Source organism: Pseudomonas coleopterorum (assembly GCF_900105555.1).
Classification (GTDB): Bacteria; Pseudomonadota; Gammaproteobacteria; order Pseudomonadales; family Pseudomonadaceae; genus Aquipseudomonas; species Aquipseudomonas coleopterorum.
On the sequence record NZ_FNTZ01000001.1, the window covers coordinates 1,574,387 to 1,595,078 of the forward strand.

The 20,692-nt window shown below is 62.8% G+C and carries 18 protein-coding genes and 2 pseudogenes; 14 read left to right on the forward strand and 6 right to left on the reverse strand.

All coding sequences use genetic code 11. The annotated features are described in order from the left end of the window. Nucleotide 1: 1 nt before the first annotated feature. The 6 genes from cobU to BLV18_RS22575 all read left to right on the forward strand — a co-directional run bounded on the left by cobU (nucleotide 2) and on the right by BLV18_RS22575 (nucleotide 4,294). Nucleotides 2-523 (forward strand): bifunctional adenosylcobinamide kinase/adenosylcobinamide-phosphate guanylyltransferase, encoded by a 522-nt coding sequence (gene cobU, locus BLV18_RS06995; protein ID WP_090357261.1) that lies wholly within the window; start codon nucleotides 2-4, stop codon nucleotides 521-523. After that, complete coding sequence (cobT, locus tag BLV18_RS07000; protein WP_090357263.1) at nucleotides 520-1,575, forward strand: nicotinate-nucleotide--dimethylbenzimidazole phosphoribosyltransferase; 1,056 nt, start codon at nucleotides 520-522, stop codon at nucleotides 1,573-1,575. The genes cobU and cobT overlap by 4 nt, the downstream gene beginning before the upstream one ends. Then, the gene (gene cobC, locus BLV18_RS07005; RefSeq protein WP_090357265.1) at nucleotides 1,572-2,135 is read left to right on the forward strand and encodes an alpha-ribazole phosphatase family protein; all 564 of its coding nucleotides are present in this window, start codon (nucleotides 1,572-1,574) and stop codon (nucleotides 2,133-2,135) included. Before cobT ends, cobC begins: the two co-directional genes overlap by 4 nt. Before the next feature lie 11 nt (nucleotides 2,136-2,146). Continuing rightward, nucleotides 2,147-2,866: an adenosylcobinamide-GDP ribazoletransferase gene (locus BLV18_RS07010; RefSeq protein ID WP_090357266.1), complete on the forward strand. Its 720-nt coding sequence runs from the start codon at nucleotides 2,147-2,149 to the stop codon at nucleotides 2,864-2,866. Between the two features lie 127 nt (nucleotides 2,867-2,993). Continuing rightward, the gene (locus BLV18_RS07015; protein ID WP_167375914.1) at nucleotides 2,994-4,172 is read left to right on the forward strand and encodes an MFS transporter; all 1,179 of its coding nucleotides are present in this window, start codon (nucleotides 2,994-2,996) and stop codon (nucleotides 4,170-4,172) included. Continuing rightward, entirely contained in the window at nucleotides 4,169-4,294 is a 126-nt protein-coding gene (locus tag BLV18_RS22575; protein WP_274603944.1) for a hypothetical protein, read from the forward strand. The genes BLV18_RS07015 and BLV18_RS22575 overlap by 4 nt, the downstream gene beginning before the upstream one ends. A gap of 55 nt (nucleotides 4,295-4,349) precedes the next feature. On the opposite strand, the gene BLV18_RS07020 is transcribed toward BLV18_RS22575, so the two are convergent. After that, nucleotides 4,350-5,612, reverse strand: coding sequence for an OmpP1/FadL family transporter (locus tag BLV18_RS07020; protein WP_056843121.1), 1,263 nt, complete (start codon nucleotides 5,610-5,612; stop codon nucleotides 4,350-4,352). A gap of 428 nt (nucleotides 5,613-6,040) precedes the next feature. Further along, complete coding sequence (locus BLV18_RS07025; RefSeq protein WP_049859078.1) at nucleotides 6,041-6,262, reverse strand: hypothetical protein; 222 nt, start codon at nucleotides 6,260-6,262, stop codon at nucleotides 6,041-6,043. A gap of 875 nt (nucleotides 6,263-7,137) precedes the next feature. On the opposite strand from BLV18_RS07025, the pseudogene BLV18_RS22725 reads away from it, so the two are divergent. From BLV18_RS22725 to BLV18_RS07055, 7 genes and pseudogenes are all read left to right on the forward strand, one after another. Then, nucleotides 7,138-7,824, forward strand: a pseudogene (locus BLV18_RS22725) (PAS domain-containing protein); the annotation flags it as partial. Between the two features lie 99 nt (nucleotides 7,825-7,923). Next, nucleotides 7,924-8,355: pseudogene (locus tag BLV18_RS22730) on the forward strand (methyl-accepting chemotaxis protein); the annotation flags it as partial. A 69-nt stretch (nucleotides 8,356-8,424) separates the two neighbouring features. After that, nucleotides 8,425-8,931: a peptide-methionine (S)-S-oxide reductase MsrA gene (gene msrA / locus BLV18_RS07035; protein WP_090357272.1), complete on the forward strand. Its 507-nt coding sequence runs from the start codon at nucleotides 8,425-8,427 to the stop codon at nucleotides 8,929-8,931. Between the two features lie 408 nt (nucleotides 8,932-9,339). Then, nucleotides 9,340-11,556 (forward strand): TonB-dependent siderophore receptor, encoded by a 2,217-nt coding sequence (locus BLV18_RS07040; RefSeq protein ID WP_090357274.1) that lies wholly within the window; start codon nucleotides 9,340-9,342, stop codon nucleotides 11,554-11,556. A 246-nt stretch (nucleotides 11,557-11,802) separates the two neighbouring features. Beyond that, nucleotides 11,803-14,142: a TonB-dependent siderophore receptor gene (locus BLV18_RS07045; protein WP_090357277.1), complete on the forward strand. Its 2,340-nt coding sequence runs from the start codon at nucleotides 11,803-11,805 to the stop codon at nucleotides 14,140-14,142. Between the two features lie 84 nt (nucleotides 14,143-14,226). Continuing rightward, nucleotides 14,227-14,982, forward strand: a complete 756-nt coding sequence (cobF, locus tag BLV18_RS07050; RefSeq protein ID WP_090357279.1) for a precorrin-6A synthase (deacetylating) — start codon at nucleotides 14,227-14,229, stop codon at nucleotides 14,980-14,982. 246 nt (nucleotides 14,983-15,228) lie between these two features. Continuing rightward, nucleotides 15,229-17,289 (forward strand): hybrid sensor histidine kinase/response regulator, encoded by a 2,061-nt coding sequence (locus BLV18_RS07055; protein WP_090357281.1) that lies wholly within the window; start codon nucleotides 15,229-15,231, stop codon nucleotides 17,287-17,289. 60 nt (nucleotides 17,290-17,349) lie between these two features. Here BLV18_RS07055 and BLV18_RS22315 read toward each other — a convergent pair whose 3' ends face one another. From BLV18_RS22315 to BLV18_RS07070, 4 genes are all read right to left on the reverse strand, one after another. Then, nucleotides 17,350-17,493, reverse strand: coding sequence for a hypothetical protein (locus BLV18_RS22315; protein ID WP_156463138.1), 144 nt, complete (start codon nucleotides 17,491-17,493; stop codon nucleotides 17,350-17,352). 176 nt (nucleotides 17,494-17,669) lie between these two features. Then, nucleotides 17,670-18,608 (reverse strand): class I SAM-dependent methyltransferase, encoded by a 939-nt coding sequence (locus BLV18_RS07060; RefSeq protein ID WP_090357283.1) that lies wholly within the window; start codon nucleotides 18,606-18,608, stop codon nucleotides 17,670-17,672. A 37-nt stretch (nucleotides 18,609-18,645) separates the two neighbouring features. Beyond that, nucleotides 18,646-19,533 carry a YghX family hydrolase gene (yghX, locus tag BLV18_RS07065; protein WP_090357285.1) on the reverse strand — a complete coding sequence of 296 codons (888 nt, stop codon included), beginning with the start codon at nucleotides 19,531-19,533 and terminating at the stop codon, nucleotides 18,646-18,648. A gap of 84 nt (nucleotides 19,534-19,617) precedes the next feature. Continuing rightward, entirely contained in the window at nucleotides 19,618-19,827 is a 210-nt protein-coding gene (locus BLV18_RS07070) for a DUF6434 domain-containing protein (protein WP_043188013.1), read from the reverse strand. Nucleotides 19,828-19,991: 164 nt separating this feature from the next. Between BLV18_RS07070 and BLV18_RS07075 the strand changes: the two genes are divergently transcribed. After that, nucleotides 19,992-20,648 (forward strand): alpha/beta family hydrolase, encoded by a 657-nt coding sequence (locus BLV18_RS07075; protein ID WP_090357287.1) that lies wholly within the window; start codon nucleotides 19,992-19,994, stop codon nucleotides 20,646-20,648. Nucleotides 20,649-20,692: the final 44 nt, after the last annotated feature.

Here is a 20,692-nt window from a genome sequence, read left to right on the forward strand (position 1 = left end):
CATGCTGCAACTGATTCTGGGTGGCGCCCGCTCGGGCAAGAGCCGCCTGGCTGAACGCCTGGCTGCCGACAGCCAGCTCGAGGTGATCTACATTGCGACCAGCCAACCGCTGGACGGCGAGCTCGACCAACGTGTGGCTTTGCACCGTGCACGTCGTCCCGATCACTGGGGGCTGGTGGAAGAGCCCTTGGCCCTGGCGCAGGTGCTGCGCACCCAGGCGCGGGCGGATCGCTGTCTGCTGGTCGATTGCCTGACCCTGTGGTTGACCAACCTGCTCATGCTCGACGATGCACAGCGTCTGCGCGCAGAGCGCGAAGCGCTGCTTGACACCTTATCCAGCCTGCCGGGTGAGATCCTCTTCGTGAGCAACGAAACCGGCCTGGGCGTGGTGCCCTTGGGCGAGCTGACCCGGCGCTTCGTCGACGAGGCCGGCCTGCTGCACCAGGCGTTGGCCGAACGTTGCGAGCGGGTGGTGTTCACCGTGGCCGGCCTTCCCATGATACTCAAAGGACCTGCGTTATGAACTCAGCCTGGTGGCTGCAAACTGCCCGTGCACCCGATGCGGACGTTCATCGTCAGGCGCTCGAGCGTCAGCAGCAGTTGACCAAGCCGGCCGGCTCGCTGGGCGCGCTCGAGCAGGCCGCCGTGCAACTGGCGGCGCTGCAAGGTCGACTCAAACCTTCGGTCGAACAGGTTTGGATCACGGTGTTCGCTGCCGATCATGGCATCGTCGCCGAGGGTGTCTCACCCTATCCGCAGGAAGTCACCGCGCAGATGGTGCACAACTTCGTCAACGGCGGGGCGGCCATCAGCGTGTTGGCTCGTCGCCTGGCAGCGCGCCTGGAGGTCGTGGATCTGGGGACCGCCACGCCACTCAACGACCTGCCCGGCGTGCAGCATGTGCGCATCGCCGCCGGTACGCGCAATTTCATCGAAGCTTCAGCGATAAGCTTCGAGCAAGGCCTGCAGGCACTTCAGGCCGGTCGCGACAGCGTGTTGCGAGCCAAGGCCGGCGGCAGCGAACTGTTCATCGGCGGTGAAATGGGCATCGGCAACACGACGTCCGCCACCGCCCTGGCCTGCGCGTCCCTGGCGTGCGCGGTGGCCGACCTGGCAGGGCCGGGCACGGGCCTGGACGCTGCCGGTGTGGCGCACAAGGTGCAGGTCATCGAGCGGGCCCTGGAGGTTCACGCCGACCTGCCCGACGAGCCCCTGCAACGCTTGTTCTGCTTCGGCGGCTTCGAAGTCGCCGCGCTGGTCGGCGCTTACCTGGCCTGTGCCCAGGAGGGCATTGCGGTCCTGGTCGACGGCTTCATCTGCAGCGTCGCTGCGCTGGTGGCGGTGCAGTTGAATCCGTCCATTCGGCCTTGGCTGCTGTTCGCGCACAACGGCGCCGAGCCGGGCCATCGTCACGTACTCGCGGCGCTCGACGGGCAACCGTTGTTGCAGCTTGGCTTGCGTCTGGGCGAGGGCAGCGGTGCGGCACTGGCGGTGCCGCTGTTGCGCCTGGCGTGCGACCTGCACGGGCAGATGGCGACCTTCGCCGAAGCCGCCGTGGCGGACCGCCCGGCATGACCCTGCACCTGGACCTGCTGCGCCATGGCGAAACCGAGATCGGCGGCTTTCGCGGCAGCCTCGATGATGCCCTGACCGAACGCGGCTGGGCGCAGTTGCATGCGGCAGTCGCCGAGCGCTCCGGCTGGGACCGGATCGTCAGTTCGCCATTGCAGCGCTGTGCACGCTTTGCCCAAGTGCTGGCCGAACAACGCGGGCTGCCGCTGAGCATCGAGGCTGGTTTGCAAGAGCTGCACTTCGGTGCCTGGGAAGGGTTGAGCGCCGCGCAGTTGATGCAGACCGATGAAGCTGGCCTGGGCCTGTTCTGGAACGATCCCTATGGGTTCACGCCGCCCGACGGCGAGCCCATGCTGGATTTCTCCGCGCGCATCCATGCCGCGTTGAGCAGGCTGCACCTGCAGTATCCGGGCGAGCGGTTGCTGCTGGTGGTGCACGGTGGGGTCATGCGCCTGCTGCTGGCTGAAGCGCGCGGCCTGCCACGTGAACAGCTGCTCCAGGTCGAGGTCGGCCACGGTGCCTTGTTCAGCGTGACGATGGCGGCCGACGGCCGCTTGAGCTAGCGGTCCTGAGCATGCTGCCCTTCTGGATCGCCCTGCAGTTTCTCAGCAGTCTGCCAGTGCGCTTGCCTGGCATGCCCAGTGCACAGGCATCGGGCCGTTCGCTGTTGTTCTATCCGGCCGTAGGGCTGCTGTTCGGCGCGCTTCTGTGGGGCGCCAACGCTCTGCTCGCTGGGACGCCGATGCTTCTGCATGCGGCAGTGTTGCTGACGCTGTGGGTGATGCTCAGCGGCGGCCTGCACCTGGACGGGCTTGCGGACAGCGCGGATGCCTGGCTGGGTGGATTCGGCGACCGCGAACGCACCTTGCTGATCATGAAGGACCCGCGCAGCGGACCCATGGCCGTGGTCACCCTGGTGCTGGTGCTGCTGCTCAAGTTCTGCGCGCTGCTGGCCTTGCTCGAACACGGCCAGCAGGCCGCGCTGATCCTGGCTCCGGTGCTGGCGCGAGCCGCCATGCTCGGCCTGTTCATGAGCACGCCGTACGTGCGTGCCGGTGGGCTGGGCCAGGCGTTGGCCGACCACTTGCCACGCCGTGCCGGGCGTTGGGTATTGGGCGCTGTCGCGATCGCCAGTCTGGGGTTCTGTGGGGTCTGGATCAGCCTGTGGGTGCTGGTGGGCTTTTGGGCATTGCGGCGCCAGATGATCCGGCGCCTGGGTGGCACCACAGGTGATACCGCCGGTGCCATGCTCGAATTGCTTGAACTGCTGGTGCTGCTCGTCGCCGCGCTATAGACATCACCCTTCATGGCCGTGAACGGGATGCTGCCTGTCGGCGCTGAACAGGCATACAATCGGGCAGCCTATCCCTTCCTGCCCGGAGCACACAATAATGACATCGGTATGGCGTACCAGCGGCTGAGTGCTGCTCGGCGCAGCGTTGATCCTCGCCCTGTCCCTGGGCATCCGTCACGGCTTCGGCTTGTTCCTGGCGCCCATGAGCGCAGAGTTCGGCTGGGGGCGAGGCGTGTTCGCCCTGGCCATTGCCCTGCAGAACCTGATCTGGGGGCTGGCCCAGCCCTTCGCCGGCGCCTTGGCTGACCGCTTCGGCGCCGGGCGAGTGGTGGCGCTGGGTGGTGTGCTCTATGCGGTCGGCCTGGGCTGCATGGGCCTGGCCGATTCCGAGCTGAGCCTGACCCTTAGCGCAGGTCTGCTGATCGGTCTGGGGCTTTCCGGCACGTCCTTCTCGGTGATTCTGGGGGTGGTCGGGCGAGCCCTGCCAGCCGAGCACCGCAGCATGGGCATGGGCATCGCCAGCGCGGCCGGCTCGTTTGGTCAGTTCGCGATGCTGCCAGGCACCCTCGGCCTCATCAGTTGGCTGGGCTGGTCCGCAGCCTTGCTGGTGATGGGCGTGCTGGTAGCGTTCATCGTGCCGCTGGTGCGCCTGCTCAAGGACCGACCACTGCCGAGCCAAGGTCCTGAACAGACCCTGGGTCAGGCGCTGCGCGAAGCCTGCAGTCACTCGGGCTTCTGGCTGTTGGCGCTGGGCTTTTTCGTCTGTGGTTTCCAGGTGGTGTTCATCGGCGTGCACCTGCCTTCCTATCTGGTCGATCAGCACCTTCCAGCGAGCGTGGGCACCACCGTGCTCGCGCTCATCGGCCTGTTCAACATTGTCGGCACCTACACTGCCGGCTGGCTGGGCGGTCGTATGTCCAAGCCGCGCTTGCTCACCGCGTTGTACCTGCTGCGTGCCGTGGTGATCGTGCTGTTTCTGTGGTTCCCGGTGACCACCTTCAGCGCCTGTCTGTTCGGCATGGCGATGGGCTTGCTCTGGCTGTCCACGGTTCCCTTGACCAATGGCACGGTGGCGACCCTGTTCGGCGTGCGCAACCTGTCGATGCTCGGTGGGATCGTGTTTCTCTTTCACCAGTTGGGGGCGTTTCTCGGCGGCTGGCTGGGCGGTCTGGTGTACGACCAGACCGGCAGCTATGACTTGGTCTGGCAACTGTCGATTGCCCTGAGCCTGCTTGCAGGAGCGCTCAATTGGCCGGTGCGCGAGCGGCCTGTTGCACGGCTGCAAGCGCAGGGTGCGACGGCATGAACAGGTTGCGAAGTTTGCAACTGGCTGTGGCGGCCGTCCTGCTGGGGCTGCTGGGATTGGCGTGGTGGGGCTGGCAGCAGGGCGGTCTGGCCTTGCTGCAGCTGAACATGAGCCTGTGCTGAGCCTGAACATGAAAAAGCCCCGAACGTGTCGGGGCTTTTGCGGTGAACCGATCGATCAGAAACGATAGGTCACGGAAGTGCCGAAGCCATGTGCGCTGTTCTCGTACTTGGCCTGGTAGGCACCCTTGGTGGCGCTGACCAGATTGATCTTCGTGTCTTCTTCCTTCAGATAGGAATAGGCGAAGTCGAAGGTCAGATCGTCGGTCGGGCTCCAGCCAGCACCAAAGCTGAGAATGGCGCGGTCACCCGTCGGGATGCGTGGCGAGCGGTTGGTGTTGTTGGTCGGGGATTGGTCGACCGAGAAGCCTGTGCGCAGCGTCCACTGCTTGTTCAGCTTGTAGGCGGCGCCCACGGCATGGGACCAGGTGTCATGCCAGTTCTGCTCTTCGGTGATGGTGCCGATCGAGGGACGCAGCAGTGCAGGCACGCCGTCGTTCTCGACCGAAATTTCCTTCAGGCGACTCCAGCGGGTCCAGGTGCTGCCTGCGTACAGGGTCCAGTCCTGGTTGAGCTCGTGGGTGACCGAGAAGTCCACCGACTCAGGCGTGTCGATGTCCAGCGAGGCGTCGTATTTGCTGCCGTTGAACGGCCCGAAACCCGAACCTTCGACCTTGGTATGGCCATCGAGCTTGTACTTGACCTTGGAGTGGTAGGTCAGGCCCAGGCGGGTGTCGTCAGTGGCCTGCACGAGCACGCCGACGTTGAAGCCCACGGCGGTGTCGTCGCCCTTGATCTTGACTTCGCCGTCGTTACGGCCGGGTGTGGCGCGGTTCAGCGTGGCCGACGTCAGCTCGCCTTCGAGGCGGTTGATGGTCGGGCCGAAGCCGATCGAGACGCGGTCGTTGAAGGCATAGCTGATGGTGGGCTGCAGGGTGACGACGGCCACATGGCTCTTGTCAGCCCAGTAGCGGCCAGCGAAGCCGCTTTCATAGTCGGTGACCAGGCCGAACGGGGCGTAGAGGCCCAGACCGACGGTCCAGTTGTCATCCAGCGGTTTGACGTAGTAGCCCATCGGAACGCCAACGAACGGCACCATGTCGCCGTCGTTGCTGCCGCCGAAGGTCCCGCGTCCGCTGAGGTCGGTCTTGGCGACGATGGCTGCGGCGCCGACGCTGACCTGTTCACGCTTGATACGCGACATGCCGGCCGGGTTGCCATAGACGGTGCTGGCGTCTTCGGCGGATGACGAGCGCCCGGCGAAGCCGGTGCCCATGCCGCTGATGCTTTGTTCGTTGAGGGCGAAGCCGGCAGCGAAGAGTTGGCCGGATGCCAGAGTGACAGCGAGGCCGAGAGTGGTCTTGAGCATTAGTCTTTTCATTGTTTTAACTCTAGGGGGGCACTGAGGCGCAAGCTACCAACATTTTGATCGCAACGCTATAGCCTGAAACACTCCGGCTAGAGCGGTTTTGTAGGACAATCCGACCAGATTTCGCGCGCGTTCCAATTCGTTCGGCATGCTGCCTTTGCCTGTGGTGCCCGTGCTGCGGGCACGAAAGGGCTTCTGGCAGGTCAGGTCGAGCCGTCTAGACCGGTCACTTGGGGTTGTACTCGGGAAAAAAGAACTGACGTCAGAATTACGCCGGACCTGACATTCGGTTTCACAGAGGGTTCAATGCAAGACGGGTGTGCGGTAACTTGCGTTTACAGTTGGTCGTCACAAATGGCCGCAATGCCATGCGCCTAAGGTCAAATCCCGGGCAAGAAAAAGCCCCGGATGTCGGGGCTTTTCGTGCGTCGCCGCAGCGATCAGGCAACCAGTGCCTGACGCGTACGTTCGATCACGGCCTGCAGCGGTTCTGCACTGGAATACTGTTCCGGGTACAGACGCTCGCTGTGACGGGCAATGCCGTGCTCGTTGACGATGGTGAAGCTGAAGCAGCCTTTGCGCGCTGCCATGATCAGGCAGTTCATCGGAGCAAAGGCGTGGGTGAGGGTGCGGATAGCATCCTGGGTCTGGATATGAGTCATGTTGTTGTGTGTTCCTGCAATGGTCACGACTTGGAGCCGTGATCGATAAAAACGTTCCAGTGACGCGGGCCTTTTGGCCGGGCGAAGAACCTGTCTGGAACAAGACAGTCAGTGAACAGCGCCGCTTTGATATGGCTGTTGGACTGACTGGTAGGTACTTAGGAGGGCAGGCAACATTCCGGGCTGAGGTTCATGGCCCTGGAAGCAGATCCTGATCAATCGTAGGTTGGTCGGGGCAGAGTAAGTCGCTTGATGCCGGACTTGTTCGCAAGTCGGGGGGCGTTACCTGGAGACCATCATGTTGGTCGATCCCGTGTGAACAGGGTGGTCGACCTGAATTGACTTTCAGCTTGGTACTAACGGGTCGAAGACTATCGCAGCCGGCGCAGAGTACGCAAGCTCTTTTGCAAAAAAATGCACTATGACGCCGATACAGATGCAAACGAAGCGTTGAGGGCCGCCTGTGTACGAAGATGTGTCTGTAGGGCCTGCCAAGCGCTCCTGGATCATGGCTACTCGTTATCAGTCGCTTAAGTCAATGAAAAAAAACGTCTTTTCGAGTTGGTGAAAAAATCGACAGTTTGACTTCAGGCCCCATTCCATACGGGTTTGCGAGGGGCGGGGGGGTGTTGTCCACTGACTTATCCACAGCTTCTGTGGATTGTCCCGACGGCCCGCTCTAGCTCGGGATCAGCTCGCCTTGGAGCAACAACATTTGCCGTGAACGCCTAAACCCTGGCGAGATACCGCCGATAACGTGCACATGACCCTGATGCCGGTGCCCTATGTTCAACAATAAACTCAAACAGCAACTCAGCGCCCAGGCCGACGAACTGGTGGAGCTGCGCCAACTGGTCGCCGGCATGACGAATGAAATGCTCAGCCTCGACATCGATACGTCGCTGCGCATCATCGCCTGCAACGAACTGTTCGCCACCACCCTGGGCTATACCGAGGCGCAGCTGGTGGGCCGGTTGATGACCGAGCTGGTCCCCAGTTACGTGACCAAGCTGCCTTGCTACAACAACTTCCGCTCGGCGGTGGCAGCGGGTACGTCGGTGTCCGACAACTATCGTTACCTCAAGGCCGATGGCAGCCTGGTCTGGGTCAATGCCCACTGGAAACCCATCAGAAACGCGGCGGGTGTGCTCATGCACATCAAGTGCTTTGCAACCGATGTCACCCAGAGCATGGAGAAGGCCGCGGAAAACGCCTCGTTCATCGACGCCTTGCTGCGGTCCACGGCGGTCATCGAATTCGATCTGAAAGGCAACGTGCTGTCGGCCAACGATCAGTTCATGCGCGGCATGGGCTATAACCTGGCGCAGGTGCAAGGCAAACACCATCGCATGTTCTGTCACAGCGAGGATGCCAACTCCCCGAGCTACTGCGAATTCTGGGCCAGCCTCAACCGTGGCGAGTTCGTGGCCGGACGCTTCAAGCGCTTGGACAGCATGGGTCGCAACATCTGGCTGGAAGCGACCTACAACCCGGTCTACGATACCGAGGGCAAGCTCTACAAGGTGGTCAAGTTTGCCACCGTGGTCACCGATCAGGTCGAGCGCGAAGCGGAAGTCAACCAGGCGGCGCAGACCGCCTACGATATCTCGCGCAGTACCGACACCAGCGCACAGCGGGGCGCGGTGGTGGTGACCGATACGGTGCAGACCATGCGCAAGATCGCCGACGACATGCAGTCGGCGGCAAGCGGTGTGGAGGCGCTGGGCAAGCAGTCGCTGCTGATCAGTTCGATCATCCAGACCATCAGCAGCATCGCGCAGCAGACCAACCTGCTGGCCTTGAACGCTGCCATCGAAGCGGCCCGTGCCGGCGAGCAGGGGCGTGGGTTCGCGGTGGTGGCCGATGAAGTCCGGCAGTTGGCGGGGCGCACCAGCACCGCGACCGACGAGATCGCGGCGGTGGTTCAGCAGAACCAGGCGCTGGTCGATGGCACGGTACGCGACATGGCCAACAGCAGGCTGCAGGCCGAGCAGGGCGTTCAGCTGGCCGGGCAGGCCGGTGACGTGATCGTCGAAATCCAGGATGGGGCAAAAAAGGTGGTGGAGGCGGTCGCTCGATTCACCAACCTCTGACGGCCTGTACGGCGCCTTCGCGGCGGTTGTATTAGAATGGGCGACGTTCATTCAGCGAAGGTAATCGATATGACAGTCCAGACCGAAACCGCTCTGCTGGCGGGTGGCTGCTTCTGGGGCATGCAGGACCTGATTCGTCGTTATCCAGGCGTCCTGAAAACGCGGGTCGGGTACAGCGGGGGCGATGTGCCCAACGCCACCTACCGCAACCATGGCACTCACGCTGAAGCCATCGAGATCGTTTTCGATCCCAGCGTGATCAGCTACCGCCAGATCCTCGAGTTTTTCTTCCAGATCCATGACCCGTCCACTGCCAACCGCCAAGGCAACGACGTGGGCCTGAGCTACCGTTCGGCAATCTTCTACAACAGTGAAGAACAGAAGCGTGTGGCGCTGGAGACTATCGCCGATGTCGACGCCTCGGATCTGTGGCCCGGCAAGGTCGTGACCGAGCTGGCCCCGGCGGGTGATTTCTGGGAAGCCGAGCCCGAGCATCAGGACTACCTGGAGCGTATTCCCAACGGCTACACCTGTCATTTCATACGGCCGAACTGGAAACTTCCTGCGCGCGGCTGAGCGCTACACCTCAGAAGTTAGAAACATCCAGACATAATTCCCCGACCTTGGTGCGTGCCAGGGCGGGGCGTTTGCTGTCGCAAGTCCTTTTGATTTTCTCCCCTCCCACCAGAACCCGCCCCCGCTGTGCCTTTCAGGCTATGTGTCTGCGATCACTCTGCCGATTCCTACACCTGCGTCCACTGCAAGCGCGAGTCGCGCGCTTCGAGCGCTTGCGTATGTCAAGCGCGAATCCCTGTCAGGCGTGATTAATTATCGTTTACATATTTTTTACATTTGCATAGCCTTGCCGCGCTTCCGCATTCAACGCGGTTTCGCACACAAGTTTGCGAGGTTTCCTACAGCCCGCATTTGAGTCTTCGCCCGGGGGGGGGCGGACCGCCTTGTGTGGATTCCTGAGGTCATGCCATGAATCAATTTCCGTTGCGCCCCATTGCGCTCTGCATTTCCCTGTCAATCGCCGGCCTGGCCCACGCTGCTCCGGTGCCTGAAGGTTCATCGGCACAACCTGTGGGCGGGGCGTCGACAGACACAGTGTCCAATGGCGCAGCGATCGAGCTGGGCGCGACAGCCGTGTCTGCCACCAGCAGTTCCATTGCCGGCACGAGCACCACTGAGCACTCCGGTTCCTACACCACGGGCAGCATGAGCACCGCGACCAAGCTGCCGCTGTCGATCCGTGAAACACCCCAGTCTGTCAGCGTCATCACGCGCCAACGCATGGATGACCAGGGCATGAATGACCTCAATGATGTGGTCAAGTACGCGCCGGGTATCACGTTGCGCAAGTTCGGCGGCGATCGTCAGGCGTTCCAGGCGCGCGGTTTCTCCATCGACAACATCATGTACGACGGTCTGCCAACGAGCATTGGCCAGTTCACTCTGGATACCATCGCGGGGGCAGACCTGGCCCTGTATGACCGGGTCGAAGTGGTGCGCGGCGCCACCGGCCTGATGACCGGGGCTGGTAGCCCGTCGGCGACCCTGAACCTGGTGCGCAAGCGTCCCACTGCTACGCCTCAGGTCAGCATCACCACCAGTGCTGGTACATGGGATCGCTACCGAACTCAGGTGGATGCGTCGAACCGGCTCAACGCATCCGGCACCCTGCGTGGCCGCGTTGTGGCCGCCTACGAAGACGGCAACAGCTACATCGATGAGCGCGAGAAGCAGCGTCAGACGTTCTATGGGGTCTTCGAGGCCGATCTGAGCGATGCCACGACCTGGACCCTGGGCGCTTCCAAGCAGCGTGACGATGCGACTTCGGACTGGGGCAGTCTGCCGTCCGGTCCGAATGGCGAAGACCTGCACCTGTCTCGCTCCACGTTCCTGAGCAACGACTGGGCGTATTGGGATCGGGACAACGTCAGCGTATTCACCGACGTCACCCATCGCTTCGACAACGGTTGGACGGCCAAGGCTGCCGCTGCGAAGATCTGGGCGGAGTCCAACACCTTTTCCAGCTATCTGACGGCACCGCGCAATGGCGTCTACGGGCAGGCTACGGGTGCCTACGACACCACCGACGTGCAGACCAATGTGGATGCTTCCCTGGCTGGCCCCTTCCAACTCTTCGGCCGGGAGCATCAATTGACCGTCGGTGCGAGCCGCCGTCAGGAGAAGTTCGACCAGACCGGTGGCTACTGGAACAACTCCACGCCCATCGACATCTACAATTTCGATCCCGGCGTCATTGCCAAGCCGTCGCGCACTCGCAGCGACTATCGCCTCTATGAAAGCAAGAACACGGCGACGGAAAAGGGCGTCTACGCCGCGGCGCGCTTCAACCCTCTGGACCCGCTGCATATCATCGTCGGTAGCCGGGTCAGTTGGTACGACTACGATAACCGCTCGGCGATTGGCGACTACAAGGTCACTCAGGAAGTCACCCCCTACGCCGGTGTGATCTATGACCTGAACGACACCTACTCGGTCTACGCCAGCTACACCGAGATCTTCAAGCCGCAGACGCAACAGGATGTCGGTGGCTCGGTGTTGGACCCGATGACCGGTGAAAGCTACGAAATCGGTATCAAGGGTGAGTACTTCGACGGCGGCCTGAATGCGTCGGTGGCCGCGTTCGACATGACTCAGCAGAACCGTGCCTACGTGATTGCCGATCAGCCGGCCAGCTGTCGGGCGACCAACCGCACCTGTTACGAGGCGGCCGGAGAGGTACGCAGTCGCGGGCTTGACACGGAGATCAGTGGCGCCTTCTTGCCCAACTGGCAATTTTCGGCGGCCTACACCCTCGTACTCAGCCAGTACGTGAAAGACCGCACGTATGAGAAAGGCAATCTGTTTGCCCCGAACCAGCCCAAGCATCTGTTCAAGGCTGCGACGACCTATGAGTTCGAAGGCGCACTGGACAAGCTCCGTATCGGCGCCGATGTGCTCGCGCAAAGCGCTACCTATGGCCGTGTGGGCACCGGGCATGCCGAACAGGACGCCTATGCGGTCTTGGGTCTGATGGCCGGTTACCGCTTCGACGAACACTGGGACGCTCGGGTGAACTTCAACAACGTGCTGGATGAAAGGTATTGGCAAGGCATCCCCACGGCCACGGGCAGTGGCACTTATGGCGACCCGCGCAACGTCATGCTCTCATTGAAATGGTCGCTCTGAGACGGTGATCGATCGGGCAGGCGTGCAATGCGCCTGCTTTGTTCAAGTCGTGCAGACATTCACGGCTGCATTCGGTTCCCAAACGACATAAATAATCATTTACAAAAATTTCACATTTAATTACCGTGTGCCGCGACCGCAGCCGAGCGGTCATGTCCGCAAGTTCGCCGCCGTGCCATGCCGCGGCGAGTCGCTGCCCAGGATGGGCGGGCCGCCTTGCGATCCATTCCTAGGGCATCGATATCCATGACTCACTTCCCTCAGCGCTCACTTGCGCTATGCGTTTCGCTGTTCATCGCCGGCCTGGCACAGGCGGCGCCGGTTGCCATCAATCTACCTGCGCAGCCGCTGGGCGACTCACTGCAAACCCTTGGCCGAGCCAGTGGCCTGCAGGTGGTCTACGAGCCTGCTGCCGTGACGGGCAAGACCGCGCCGCAGGTGACGGGCCAGATGGAGCCAGGCGTGGCGCTGCAGCGCTTGCTGGCGGGCAGTGGGTTGGTGGGCAGTGTGCAGGGCAACGTGGTCAGCGTGACTGCTCCCACGGCCGCTTCGGCCGGTGCCGTGGAGCTCGGCGCAACCGCAGTCTCGGCGCAGGGCAATGCCCTGGAAGGGATCGCGACGACCGAGGGTACCGGTTCCTACACCACCGGCAGCATGAACACTGCGACCAAGCTGCCGCTGTCGATTCGCGAAACACCGCAGTCGGTCACGGTCGTCACGCGTCAACGCATGGACGATCAGAACATGACCGACCTCAACGACGTGGTGAAGAACACCACAGGTGTGATCGTGCAGTCCTATGGTCCGGAACGAGTCAGCTACGTGGCGCGGGGTTTCAGCGTCGACAATCTGATGTATGACGGTCTGCCGACCGATGTGTCCACCTACACCCAGGACGTGGTGACCGGCGCCGATTCGGCGATGTTCGATCGCGTGGAAGTGGTCCGTGGCGCGACCGGCTTGATGCAAGGCGCGGGCAACCCGGCGGCGGCCATCAACATGGTGCGCAAGAAGCCCACCGCAGATCTGCAGGCCAGCGTTACCGCGAGTGCCGGGACCTGGGACCGCTACCGGACCGAAGTCGATGTGTCCGGGCCCCTGAACCAGCAGGGCAGTGTGCGAGGACGTCTGGTCAGCGCCTACCAGGATGGCAACAGCTTCCAGGATTACGTCGAGCGCGAACGCGGTGTTTTCTACGGAGTGCTCGAAGCTGACGTGACCGATGCGACCACGCTGACACTGGGCGCCTCTCATCAGGATGACAACAAGGCCAACAACTGGACGGGCCTTCCGCTCAGCGCCGCGGGCACCGATCTGCACCTGTCGCGCTCGACCTACGTCGGCCCCAAGTGGGCCTATTGGGATACCGACAACACCCAGGCGTTCGCCAACCTGCAGCACGCCTTCGATAACGGCTGGAAGATCAACCTGGCGATGAACAAGATGTGGGCGCGCATCCACATGCTCGGCGCCTACAGCTATTACAGCGGTGACGAACTCTCGTTCGGTGGCGGCAATTATATCTATACCGACGACCACAGCTCCTATGACCTCTACGCCTCAGGACCTTTCCAGCTGTTCGGGCGCGAGCATGAACTGGTGGTGGGCACCGGTTACCGTGAAGAGTTGTTCGACGGTCACGGCGGCTATGGCGATGTCACCGAGCAGAAGCCCAGTTATGATCTACAGGGCTGGACGCTCAAGACCGACAACTCTCAAGTGGGCACTTACGTGACCACTCGGTGGAACCTGGCGGACGATCTCAAGCTGATCCTGGGTGGGCGTCTGGACTGGTACGACGCCGACATCGAAAGCACCGGCGGAGCCAAGAGCGACTACAAGGTCACCCGTCATGTGACCCGCTATGCGGGGCTGGTCTACGACATCGACGATACCTACTCGGTGTACACCAGTTTCACCGACATCTTCAAACCGCAAAGTGCACTGGATGCAGGCGGATCGGTCATCGCGCCCATCGTTGGCAAGAACTACGAGATCGGTGTGAAGGGCGCGTACCTGGACGGCCGACTCAATGCCGGTGCGGCGCTGTTCCTGGTCAATCAGGAAAACCGTGCGACCAACGATCTGAGCGGCCCCAGCCCTTGCCCCAGCGCGCCGACGTCCATCTACTGTTCACGTGCCTCGGGTGAAGTGCAAAGCAAGGGTATCGACCTGGACGTCAGTGGTGCGATCACCGACAACTGGAATGCCAGTGCCGGTTACACCTACACCCACGTGATCTACAAGAAGGACGACGTCAACCAAGGCAACCGCTTCTCGCCGGAAATGCCTCGGCACCTGCTCAAGCTCAACACCACCTATCGCCTGCCGCAGTTCGAGAAGTGGCGAGTGGGCGGTACGTTGACGGCGCAGACCGAAACCCATCCCGAGGGCTATTCGAACTTCGAGCAGGACAGCTATGCCCTGGTCGACCTGATGGTGGGCTACAAGGTCAGCGAAAATGTGGATACCCGCATAAACTTCAACAATGTCTTCGACCGCAGCTATTACAGTGGTGTGGGCTTTGGCAGTTTGAATTACGGCGATCCGCGCAATGCGGTCTTCACCGTGAAGTGGACGCTGTAAGGCGCGACTCACTTGGGTAGTGGCAGTGCGTGCGGCGTCGTCACTGCCCTGGCGCTTCAGGGCTTTGTCCTTTATGGAGCTGCTGTGAAAACACTCCTCATCATCGGCATCGGTGCCGGTCATCCCGAACACATTACCGTCCAGGCCGCCCGTGCGCTGGCACGGGTCGATGTGTTCTTCCTGTTGGAAAAGGGCGAGCACAAGGGCAAGCTCAATGCCCTGCGTCGCGACATTCTGGAACGTCACACAGCGCCTGGCGCGCATCGAGTGGTCGAGGTGCTTCAGCCCGAGCGTCCGGCCGACTCGGATTATCGGGCGTCGGTGGATGTTCTGAACACGCGCAAGCGTGCGGTCTTCGAGCAACTGCTGGACTACGAAGTGGCCGATGGCGAGTGCGCTGGGGTGCTGGTGTGGGGCGATCCGTCGCTGTACGACAGTACGCTGCGCATCGTCGAGGCGATTGCTGCCGACGGGGTGCGGGCGCTGGACTATAAAGTGTTTCCCGGCGTGACCAGCGTTCAGGCGCTGACGGCGGCGCACCGGATCACCCTCAACAGCATTGCCGGCGCGGTGCAGATCACCACGGGGCGGCGTCTGGCGGCGGGGATGCCGGATGGGGTCGATACGGTGGTGGTGATGCTCGATGCGCAGGACGGCTTCCTGGCCTTGCTTGGGGAGGACCTGGATATCTATTGGGGCGCTTATGTGGGGACAGTGGATGAAGTGCTGCTGAGCGGACGGCTCGATGACATGGCCGACACCATCGTTCAGGCGCGGCAGGAGGCGCGGCGTCGGCATGGGTGGATCATGGACAGTTATCTGCTCAGGCGGCGTACCTGACACTCCGCGGCGCAGCCGGACGCGGCTCGCGCCGCTGCTACAGGGGTTGTGTTGTGGGCGGTGGGTGCGAGGGGACTGTAGCAGCGGTGCAAGCCGCGTCGGCGGAAAAGGTGATCTGTCTGATACCCCGCGGCGCAGCCGGACGCGGCTCGCGCCGCTGCTACAGGGATTTTGCGTTGCGCAGGCTTGTATTACCCCTACGTCGAGGTCACCATCAGCGCACCCTGCGTTCCGCTGTGAGCCGATATGCCGACCCAGCCTCCCGAACACCCTCGCGATCCCTGCGCGCCTGACGAGCCGAACGCTCCCGATACGGCCGAGCGCTTGCAGTTGGCCCTCGACACCGGGGCGATCGTGGGCACCTGGGTGTGGGATGTCGTAGCCGACCACTTCAGTGCCGACGACCGCTTCGCTCGTACCTTCGGCCTGTCCGCCAAGGTCTGCGCACAGGGCCTGCCACTGGAAGAGGCCATGGCCAGCGTTCACCCGCAGGATCGGCCCCGGGTCGAGGCGGCCGTGTTCGAGACGCTCGGCAACGGCGGTCATTACCGCTGCGAGTACCGAGTGCTGCAAAGCGATGGGAGCTACCGCTGGATCGAAGCCAACGGCCATGTGGAATTCGACGCAGCCGGCCGGCCGCAGCGCTTTCCCGGTGTTCTGCTGGACATTCAGAAGCGCCGCGCCGCCGAGGCCGAACGCGATCGCATGACCCACCTGCTGCGCACCTTCACCGCCGCCGTGCCGGGGGTGGTCTACGCCAAGGATCGCCAGGGGCGGATGCTGGTGGCCAACCGCGGCACCAGCGAACTCATCGGCAAACCGCCCGAGCAGTACATCGGCTGCACCGACCTGGAGTTTCTGGAAGACAAGGTCCAGGCCAGGGTGATCATGGAGACCGACCGGCGCATCATGGAAGGTCGCCACACCCAGGAAGTGGAAGAAGAAGTCCGCCTTCCCGACGGCACGGCGGCGACCTGGCTGTCGCTCAAGACACCCCTGGTGGACGAGGACGGCGAAGTCATCGGCTTGATCGGCTCGTCCATCGACGTCACGGCACGCAAGAAGGCCGAGGCTGCCGTCATGGAGCTGAACCAGACCCTCGAAGAGCGCGTGCGCATCGCCATCGCCGAACGGGAAAAGGCCGAGGCGGCGCTGCATCAGGCGCAGAAGATGGAGGCCGTGGGGCAATTGACCGGCGGCATCGCCCACGACTTCAACAACCTGCTGGCGGGCCTGTCCGGAAGCCTGGAGTTGATGCACATGCGCCTCAAGCAGGGGCGTATCGATGATCTGGAACGCTACCTTAACGTGGCCCAAGGCGCGGTCAAGCGTGCCGCGTCGCTGACCCATCGCCTCCTGGCGTTCTCCCGTCGCCAGACCCTGGCGCCGGTACCGACCGACGTCAACGCGCTGATTCGTGGCCTGGAAGAACTGGTGCGGCGTTCGGTCGGACCAGCCATCGAAGTGAGTGTGCGCGATACCTCCGCGTTATGGACCGCCCTGATTGATCCGACGCAGTTGGAAAACGCCTTGCTCAACCTGTGCATCAACGCTCGCGACGCCATGCCTGCGGGTGGCCGCATCACCATCGAAACCGCGAACCAGTGGTTGCCCTACAGTGACGAATACAATCACGAGGTGCAGGCGGGCGAGTACCTGGCGCTACACGTCACCGACAACGGCTCGGGGATGACCGACGAAGTGATGGCCAAGGTGTTCGAGCCGTTCTTCACCACCAAGCCGGTCGGCGAGGGCACCGGCCTTGGCTTGTCCATGATCTACGGCTTCGCCCGGCAATCCGGCGGACTGGTGAAGATCCAGTCGCGGCCGGGTCACGGCACTACGGTCAGCCTGTACCTGCCCAGGCATTGTGCCGGCATGGATGTCGCCCCCGTCGATGCGGGTCATGCGCCCATCGACACGGGGGGTGCCGGCGAGACGGTGCTGGTGGTCGACGACGAGGCATCGGTACGCGATGCCGTGGCCGAGTTGCTGGAAAGTCTGGGCTATGTGGTCCTGCAGGCCGCAGACAGCGCTCAGGGACGCGACCTGCTGCAGTCGACGGTGCGCATCGATCTGCTGGTGACGGACGTGGGCCTGCCGGGCGGCCTGAATGGCCGGCAGATGGCGGAACTGGGGCGGGTGACTCGACCTGGACTGCCTGTGTTGTACATCACCGGCTATGCGCAGAACCTGACCCTGGACCAATGCCATCTGCAACCGTGCACCGAGGTGCTGACCAAGCCGTTCGCGCTGGAAGCGTTGAGCGAGCGGGTGCGCACCCTGATCACCCAGCGTCAGCCTTGAAACTGGTTCTGCAGACATTAAAAAGCCCCGCCATGGCGGGGCTGCACACTACCAGCAGGCTCATCGGGTCAATCTGGCATTCAGGATCGCGTCGCGCACCAGCGGACGGCAGGCTTCGACAAAAGCGATCAACTGACTGGCCGGGATCGAGCCCAATGCACTGACAGGGGTGTGGCGGATGGTGTTATATTCCTGCGCTGACATGGCGGATACCTCTCAAGGGTTTCATTCGATGTGTCACCCGAGCCGCCGGGACTCTCACCTCCCGGTGGCTCTCTTTTACTTGGTTCGCCAGGCACGCAAAAGCGTTCAATATTTAAGATGGTCAGTCGCCGTACGGTATGTTAGGCCCACGCTGATCCTCCCTTCGCCATACTCATTCAACCCTGCACGAACACCAGCGCCTTGAGGCCGCTGGCCGGATCGATATCGGCAAACTCCGGCGGATTGTCCAGACGTCGCTCCAGACGCAGACTCGGCGCCTCGCGACGCAATTCCTCGACGAGAAACTCCGGACCCAGCGCCGGATCGTTCATGCAGGCCAGTACCACACCCGACTCGCTGAGCAGTTCCGGCAGGCGACGCAGCACCCGCTGGTAATCCTTGGTCAGCAGAAAGCTGCCTTTCTGGAACGACGGCGGGTCGATGATGACCATGTCGTATGGACCGTCCCTGCAGACTCGCGCCCAGGACTTGAACAGATCGTGCCCCAGGAAACTGACCTTGCCCAGGTCGTGACCATTGAGGTGATGGTTCTCACGTCCCCGGCTCAGGGCGGGGCGCGACATGTCCAGGTTCACCACATGGACGGCGCCACCGGCGATCGCGGCCACGGAGAACCCACAGGTGTAGGCGAACAGGTTGAGCACCCGTCGGCCCTGGGCATTTTCCCGTACCCAGTCGCGGCCGTAGCGCATGTCCAGAAACAGCCCGTTGTTCTGTTTGCGCCCCAGGTCGATACGGTACTGCAGACCGTTTTCGGTCAGGATCGCCTGCTCTTGCGCCTCGCCGACCAGCCATTGCACGTCGCTGCTGGGTAGATAGCGGTGTTGCAGGGCAAGGCTGCGCGCGCCGCTGCTGGCCCACTCCGGCGAGTCGCCGAGTTGGGTCAACAGATGTTGCAAGGCGGTCAGTTGCTCGGCCGGCGGCTCCTTGAACAGCGACACCAGCACGATGCCCTGCAGCCAATCGACCGTCAGTTGCTCAAGCCCTGGCCAGCGCCGCCCGCGGCCGTGAAACAGCCGGCGGGTTTCCAGCGGTGGCTGAGTGAGGGCCTGAAGCAGGTGTTGGTGCAAGGTGGCGACGGCGTCGGCGTTCATGGTTCAAATCACGGCTGCAAAGGGCCGGCATTCTACGTCAGCTCAGGTACTTTTCGAACCAGCCCAGAGTACGCTCCCAGGCCAGGTCGGCTGCGGCCTTATCGTAGCGAGGGGTGGAATCGTTGTGAAAGCCATGGTTGGCGCCGGGGTAGATGTACGCCTCGTAGGTCTTGCCCGCCGCCTTGAGCGCCGCCTCGTAGGCCGGCCAGCCCTCGTTGATGCGTGTGTCCAGCTCGCCGAAATGCAGGAGCAGGGGGGCCTTGATCTTCGGCACATCCTTGGCATCGGCCTGGCGACCATAGAAGGGCACCGCGCAGGCGAGCTCCGGATAGGCCACCGCTGCGGCATTGGAGACGCCACCGCCATAGCAGAAGCCGGTCATGCCGACCTTGCCGGTGCTGCCCTCATGCTGCATCAGCCATGGAATTGCGGCGAAGAAGTCGTTCATCAACTTGGTCGGGTCGACTTTCTCCTGCAAGGCTCGGCCCTTGTCGTCGTTGCCGGGGTAGCCGCCGACCGAGGTCAGCCCGTCGGGCGCCAGCGCCATATAGCCAGCCTTGGCGACCCGTCGCGCGACGTCTTCGATATAGGGGTTCAGGCCACGGTTTTCGTGCACCACCACCACGCCGGGGACCTTGCCGGTCGCCTGGGCCGGCCGCACCAGATAGCCACGCACCTGGCCGTGACCGTTCGGCGACGGGTAGGTGACGTACTCGGCAATGATCTGCGGGTCGGTGAATTCCACCTGCTGGGCCAGCGCGTAGTTGGGGCTCAGGCTGGCCAGCAATGCGCCCGCGGTCAGCCCGCCGAAAGTGAACAGCGCGGCGCGGTCGAGAAACTCGCGGCGGTTGATCTTGCCGTGAGCGTAGAAGTCGTACAGCTCGAGCAGTTCGGGGGAGAAGTCTTTGGCACTGAGGCGATCCATCGGGTACTCCTGTCGCAGGACACTGGGCGGTGAGGGTTGCACTCATTAAAGCAGCGTTTTGCCACCCGGCCACCGCTTCATGCGTCAGCGCCGATGCATCAGCTTCCAGTGATCTGCAACCTGGCCCATGGTCTTGGCCTCGCCGCTCTTGAGCCAGGCCATGAAGGCGCGGTCGAAATGAAAGCTGGGGCCACAGGCCTCGGTGAGGAAGCGCCGCACGTTTTGCGTGTTGCGATAGCCTCGGTCCAACGGGGTGTAACGAGTGATAGGCGCGCTGTGCCAGTCGAAGTTCATGAATCGCTATCCTTGGCGAAAAAGGTTGGGAAGGCGTGCCTGGATGATGGCACTGCACACGACGGCCTAGTGTAGCGCCATCCTGCATCGGGCACTGTTCCTGCGCCGCGTTTTGCCTCAGAGTCCGTAAATCGCCAATAGTGCCAAACGTCGACGGAAAGATAATGAGCGAAGACCAGTGGACCCAACGCATGCAAGACAACGGCTGGCTGTGGAATCCCGCCCAGACCGGCGCCCAGGCGCCTTGCCTGATCCTGGCGCACGGTGCCGGAGCGCCCATGGACAGCCCGTTCATGAACGCCATGGCCGAGCGTCTGGCGGCCACCGGTGTCAGCGTGGTGCGCTTCGAGTTTCCCTACATGGCCCAGCGCCGTAGTGGCGGCAGCAAACGTCCGCCCAGCCCGCAGGCGAGCCTGCTGGAGAGCTGGCGACAGGCCTACGCCCTGGTGCGTCCCCTGGTGACCGGAACCCTGGCGGTGGGCGGCAAGTCCATGGGCGGGCGCATGGCCAGCTTGCTGGCCGACGAATTGGGCGCCGATGCGCTGGTGTGCCTGGGGTATCCGTTCTACCCGGCGGGCAAACCGGAGAAACCACGTGTCGAGCACCTGGCCAAGCTGCGCACGCCGACCCTGATCATTCAGGGCGAGCGCGATGCACTGGGCAACTGCGAGACGGTGGCGGGCTATGAACTGTCGGAAGAGATCGAAATGTACTGGCTGAGCGCGGCCGACCACGATCTGAAGCCGTTGAAGGCCTCGGGGTTCAGCCACGACCAGCATCTGCAGACCGCTGCCGACCGGATCGTGGCTTTTCTGTCCTGATCTGCAGGCTGGACGCGCGCGCTGCCGTGGAGGCGGCGCCGCGC

Bases quoted from the DNA above. Each gene is read 5' to 3' on its own strand.
- BLV18_RS22315 (WP_156463138.1), bottom strand. From the start codon at position 17,493: ATGTCAGCGCAGGAATATAACACCATCCGCCACACCCCTGTCAGTGCA.
- BLV18_RS07020 (WP_056843121.1), bottom strand. From the start codon at position 5,612: ATGAAAAGACTAATGCTCAAGACCACTCTCGGCCTCGCTGTCACTCTG.
- BLV18_RS07025 (WP_049859078.1), bottom strand. From the start codon at position 6,262: ATGACTCATATCCAGACCCAGGATGCTATCCGCACCCTCACCCACGCC.
- BLV18_RS22575 (WP_274603944.1), top strand. From the start codon at position 4,169: ATGAACAGGTTGCGAAGTTTGCAACTGGCTGTGGCGGCCGTCCTGCTG.
- BLV18_RS07055 (WP_090357281.1), top strand. From the start codon at position 15,229: ATGCCGACCCAGCCTCCCGAACACCCTCGCGATCCCTGCGCGCCTGAC.
- BLV18_RS07040 (WP_090357274.1), top strand. From the start codon at position 9,340: ATGAATCAATTTCCGTTGCGCCCCATTGCGCTCTGCATTTCCCTGTCA.
- BLV18_RS07070 (WP_043188013.1), bottom strand. From the start codon at position 19,827: ATGAACTTCGACTGGCACAGCGCGCCTATCACTCGTTACACCCCGTTG.
- cobT (WP_090357263.1), top strand. From the start codon at position 520: ATGAACTCAGCCTGGTGGCTGCAAACTGCCCGTGCACCCGATGCGGAC.
- BLV18_RS07010 (WP_090357266.1), top strand. From the start codon at position 2,147: ATGCTGCCCTTCTGGATCGCCCTGCAGTTTCTCAGCAGTCTGCCAGTG.
- BLV18_RS07060 (WP_090357283.1), bottom strand. From the start codon at position 18,608: ATGAACGCCGACGCCGTCGCCACCTTGCACCAACACCTGCTTCAGGCC.
- BLV18_RS07075 (WP_090357287.1), top strand. From the start codon at position 19,992: ATGAGCGAAGACCAGTGGACCCAACGCATGCAAGACAACGGCTGGCTG.
- BLV18_RS07045 (WP_090357277.1), top strand. From the start codon at position 11,803: ATGACTCACTTCCCTCAGCGCTCACTTGCGCTATGCGTTTCGCTGTTC.
- msrA (WP_090357272.1), top strand. From the start codon at position 8,425: ATGACAGTCCAGACCGAAACCGCTCTGCTGGCGGGTGGCTGCTTCTGG.
- yghX (WP_090357285.1), bottom strand. From the start codon at position 19,533: ATGGATCGCCTCAGTGCCAAAGACTTCTCCCCCGAACTGCTCGAGCTG.
- cobC (WP_090357265.1), top strand. From the start codon at position 1,572: ATGACCCTGCACCTGGACCTGCTGCGCCATGGCGAAACCGAGATCGGC.
- cobU (WP_090357261.1), top strand. From the start codon at position 2: ATGCTGCAACTGATTCTGGGTGGCGCCCGCTCGGGCAAGAGCCGCCTG.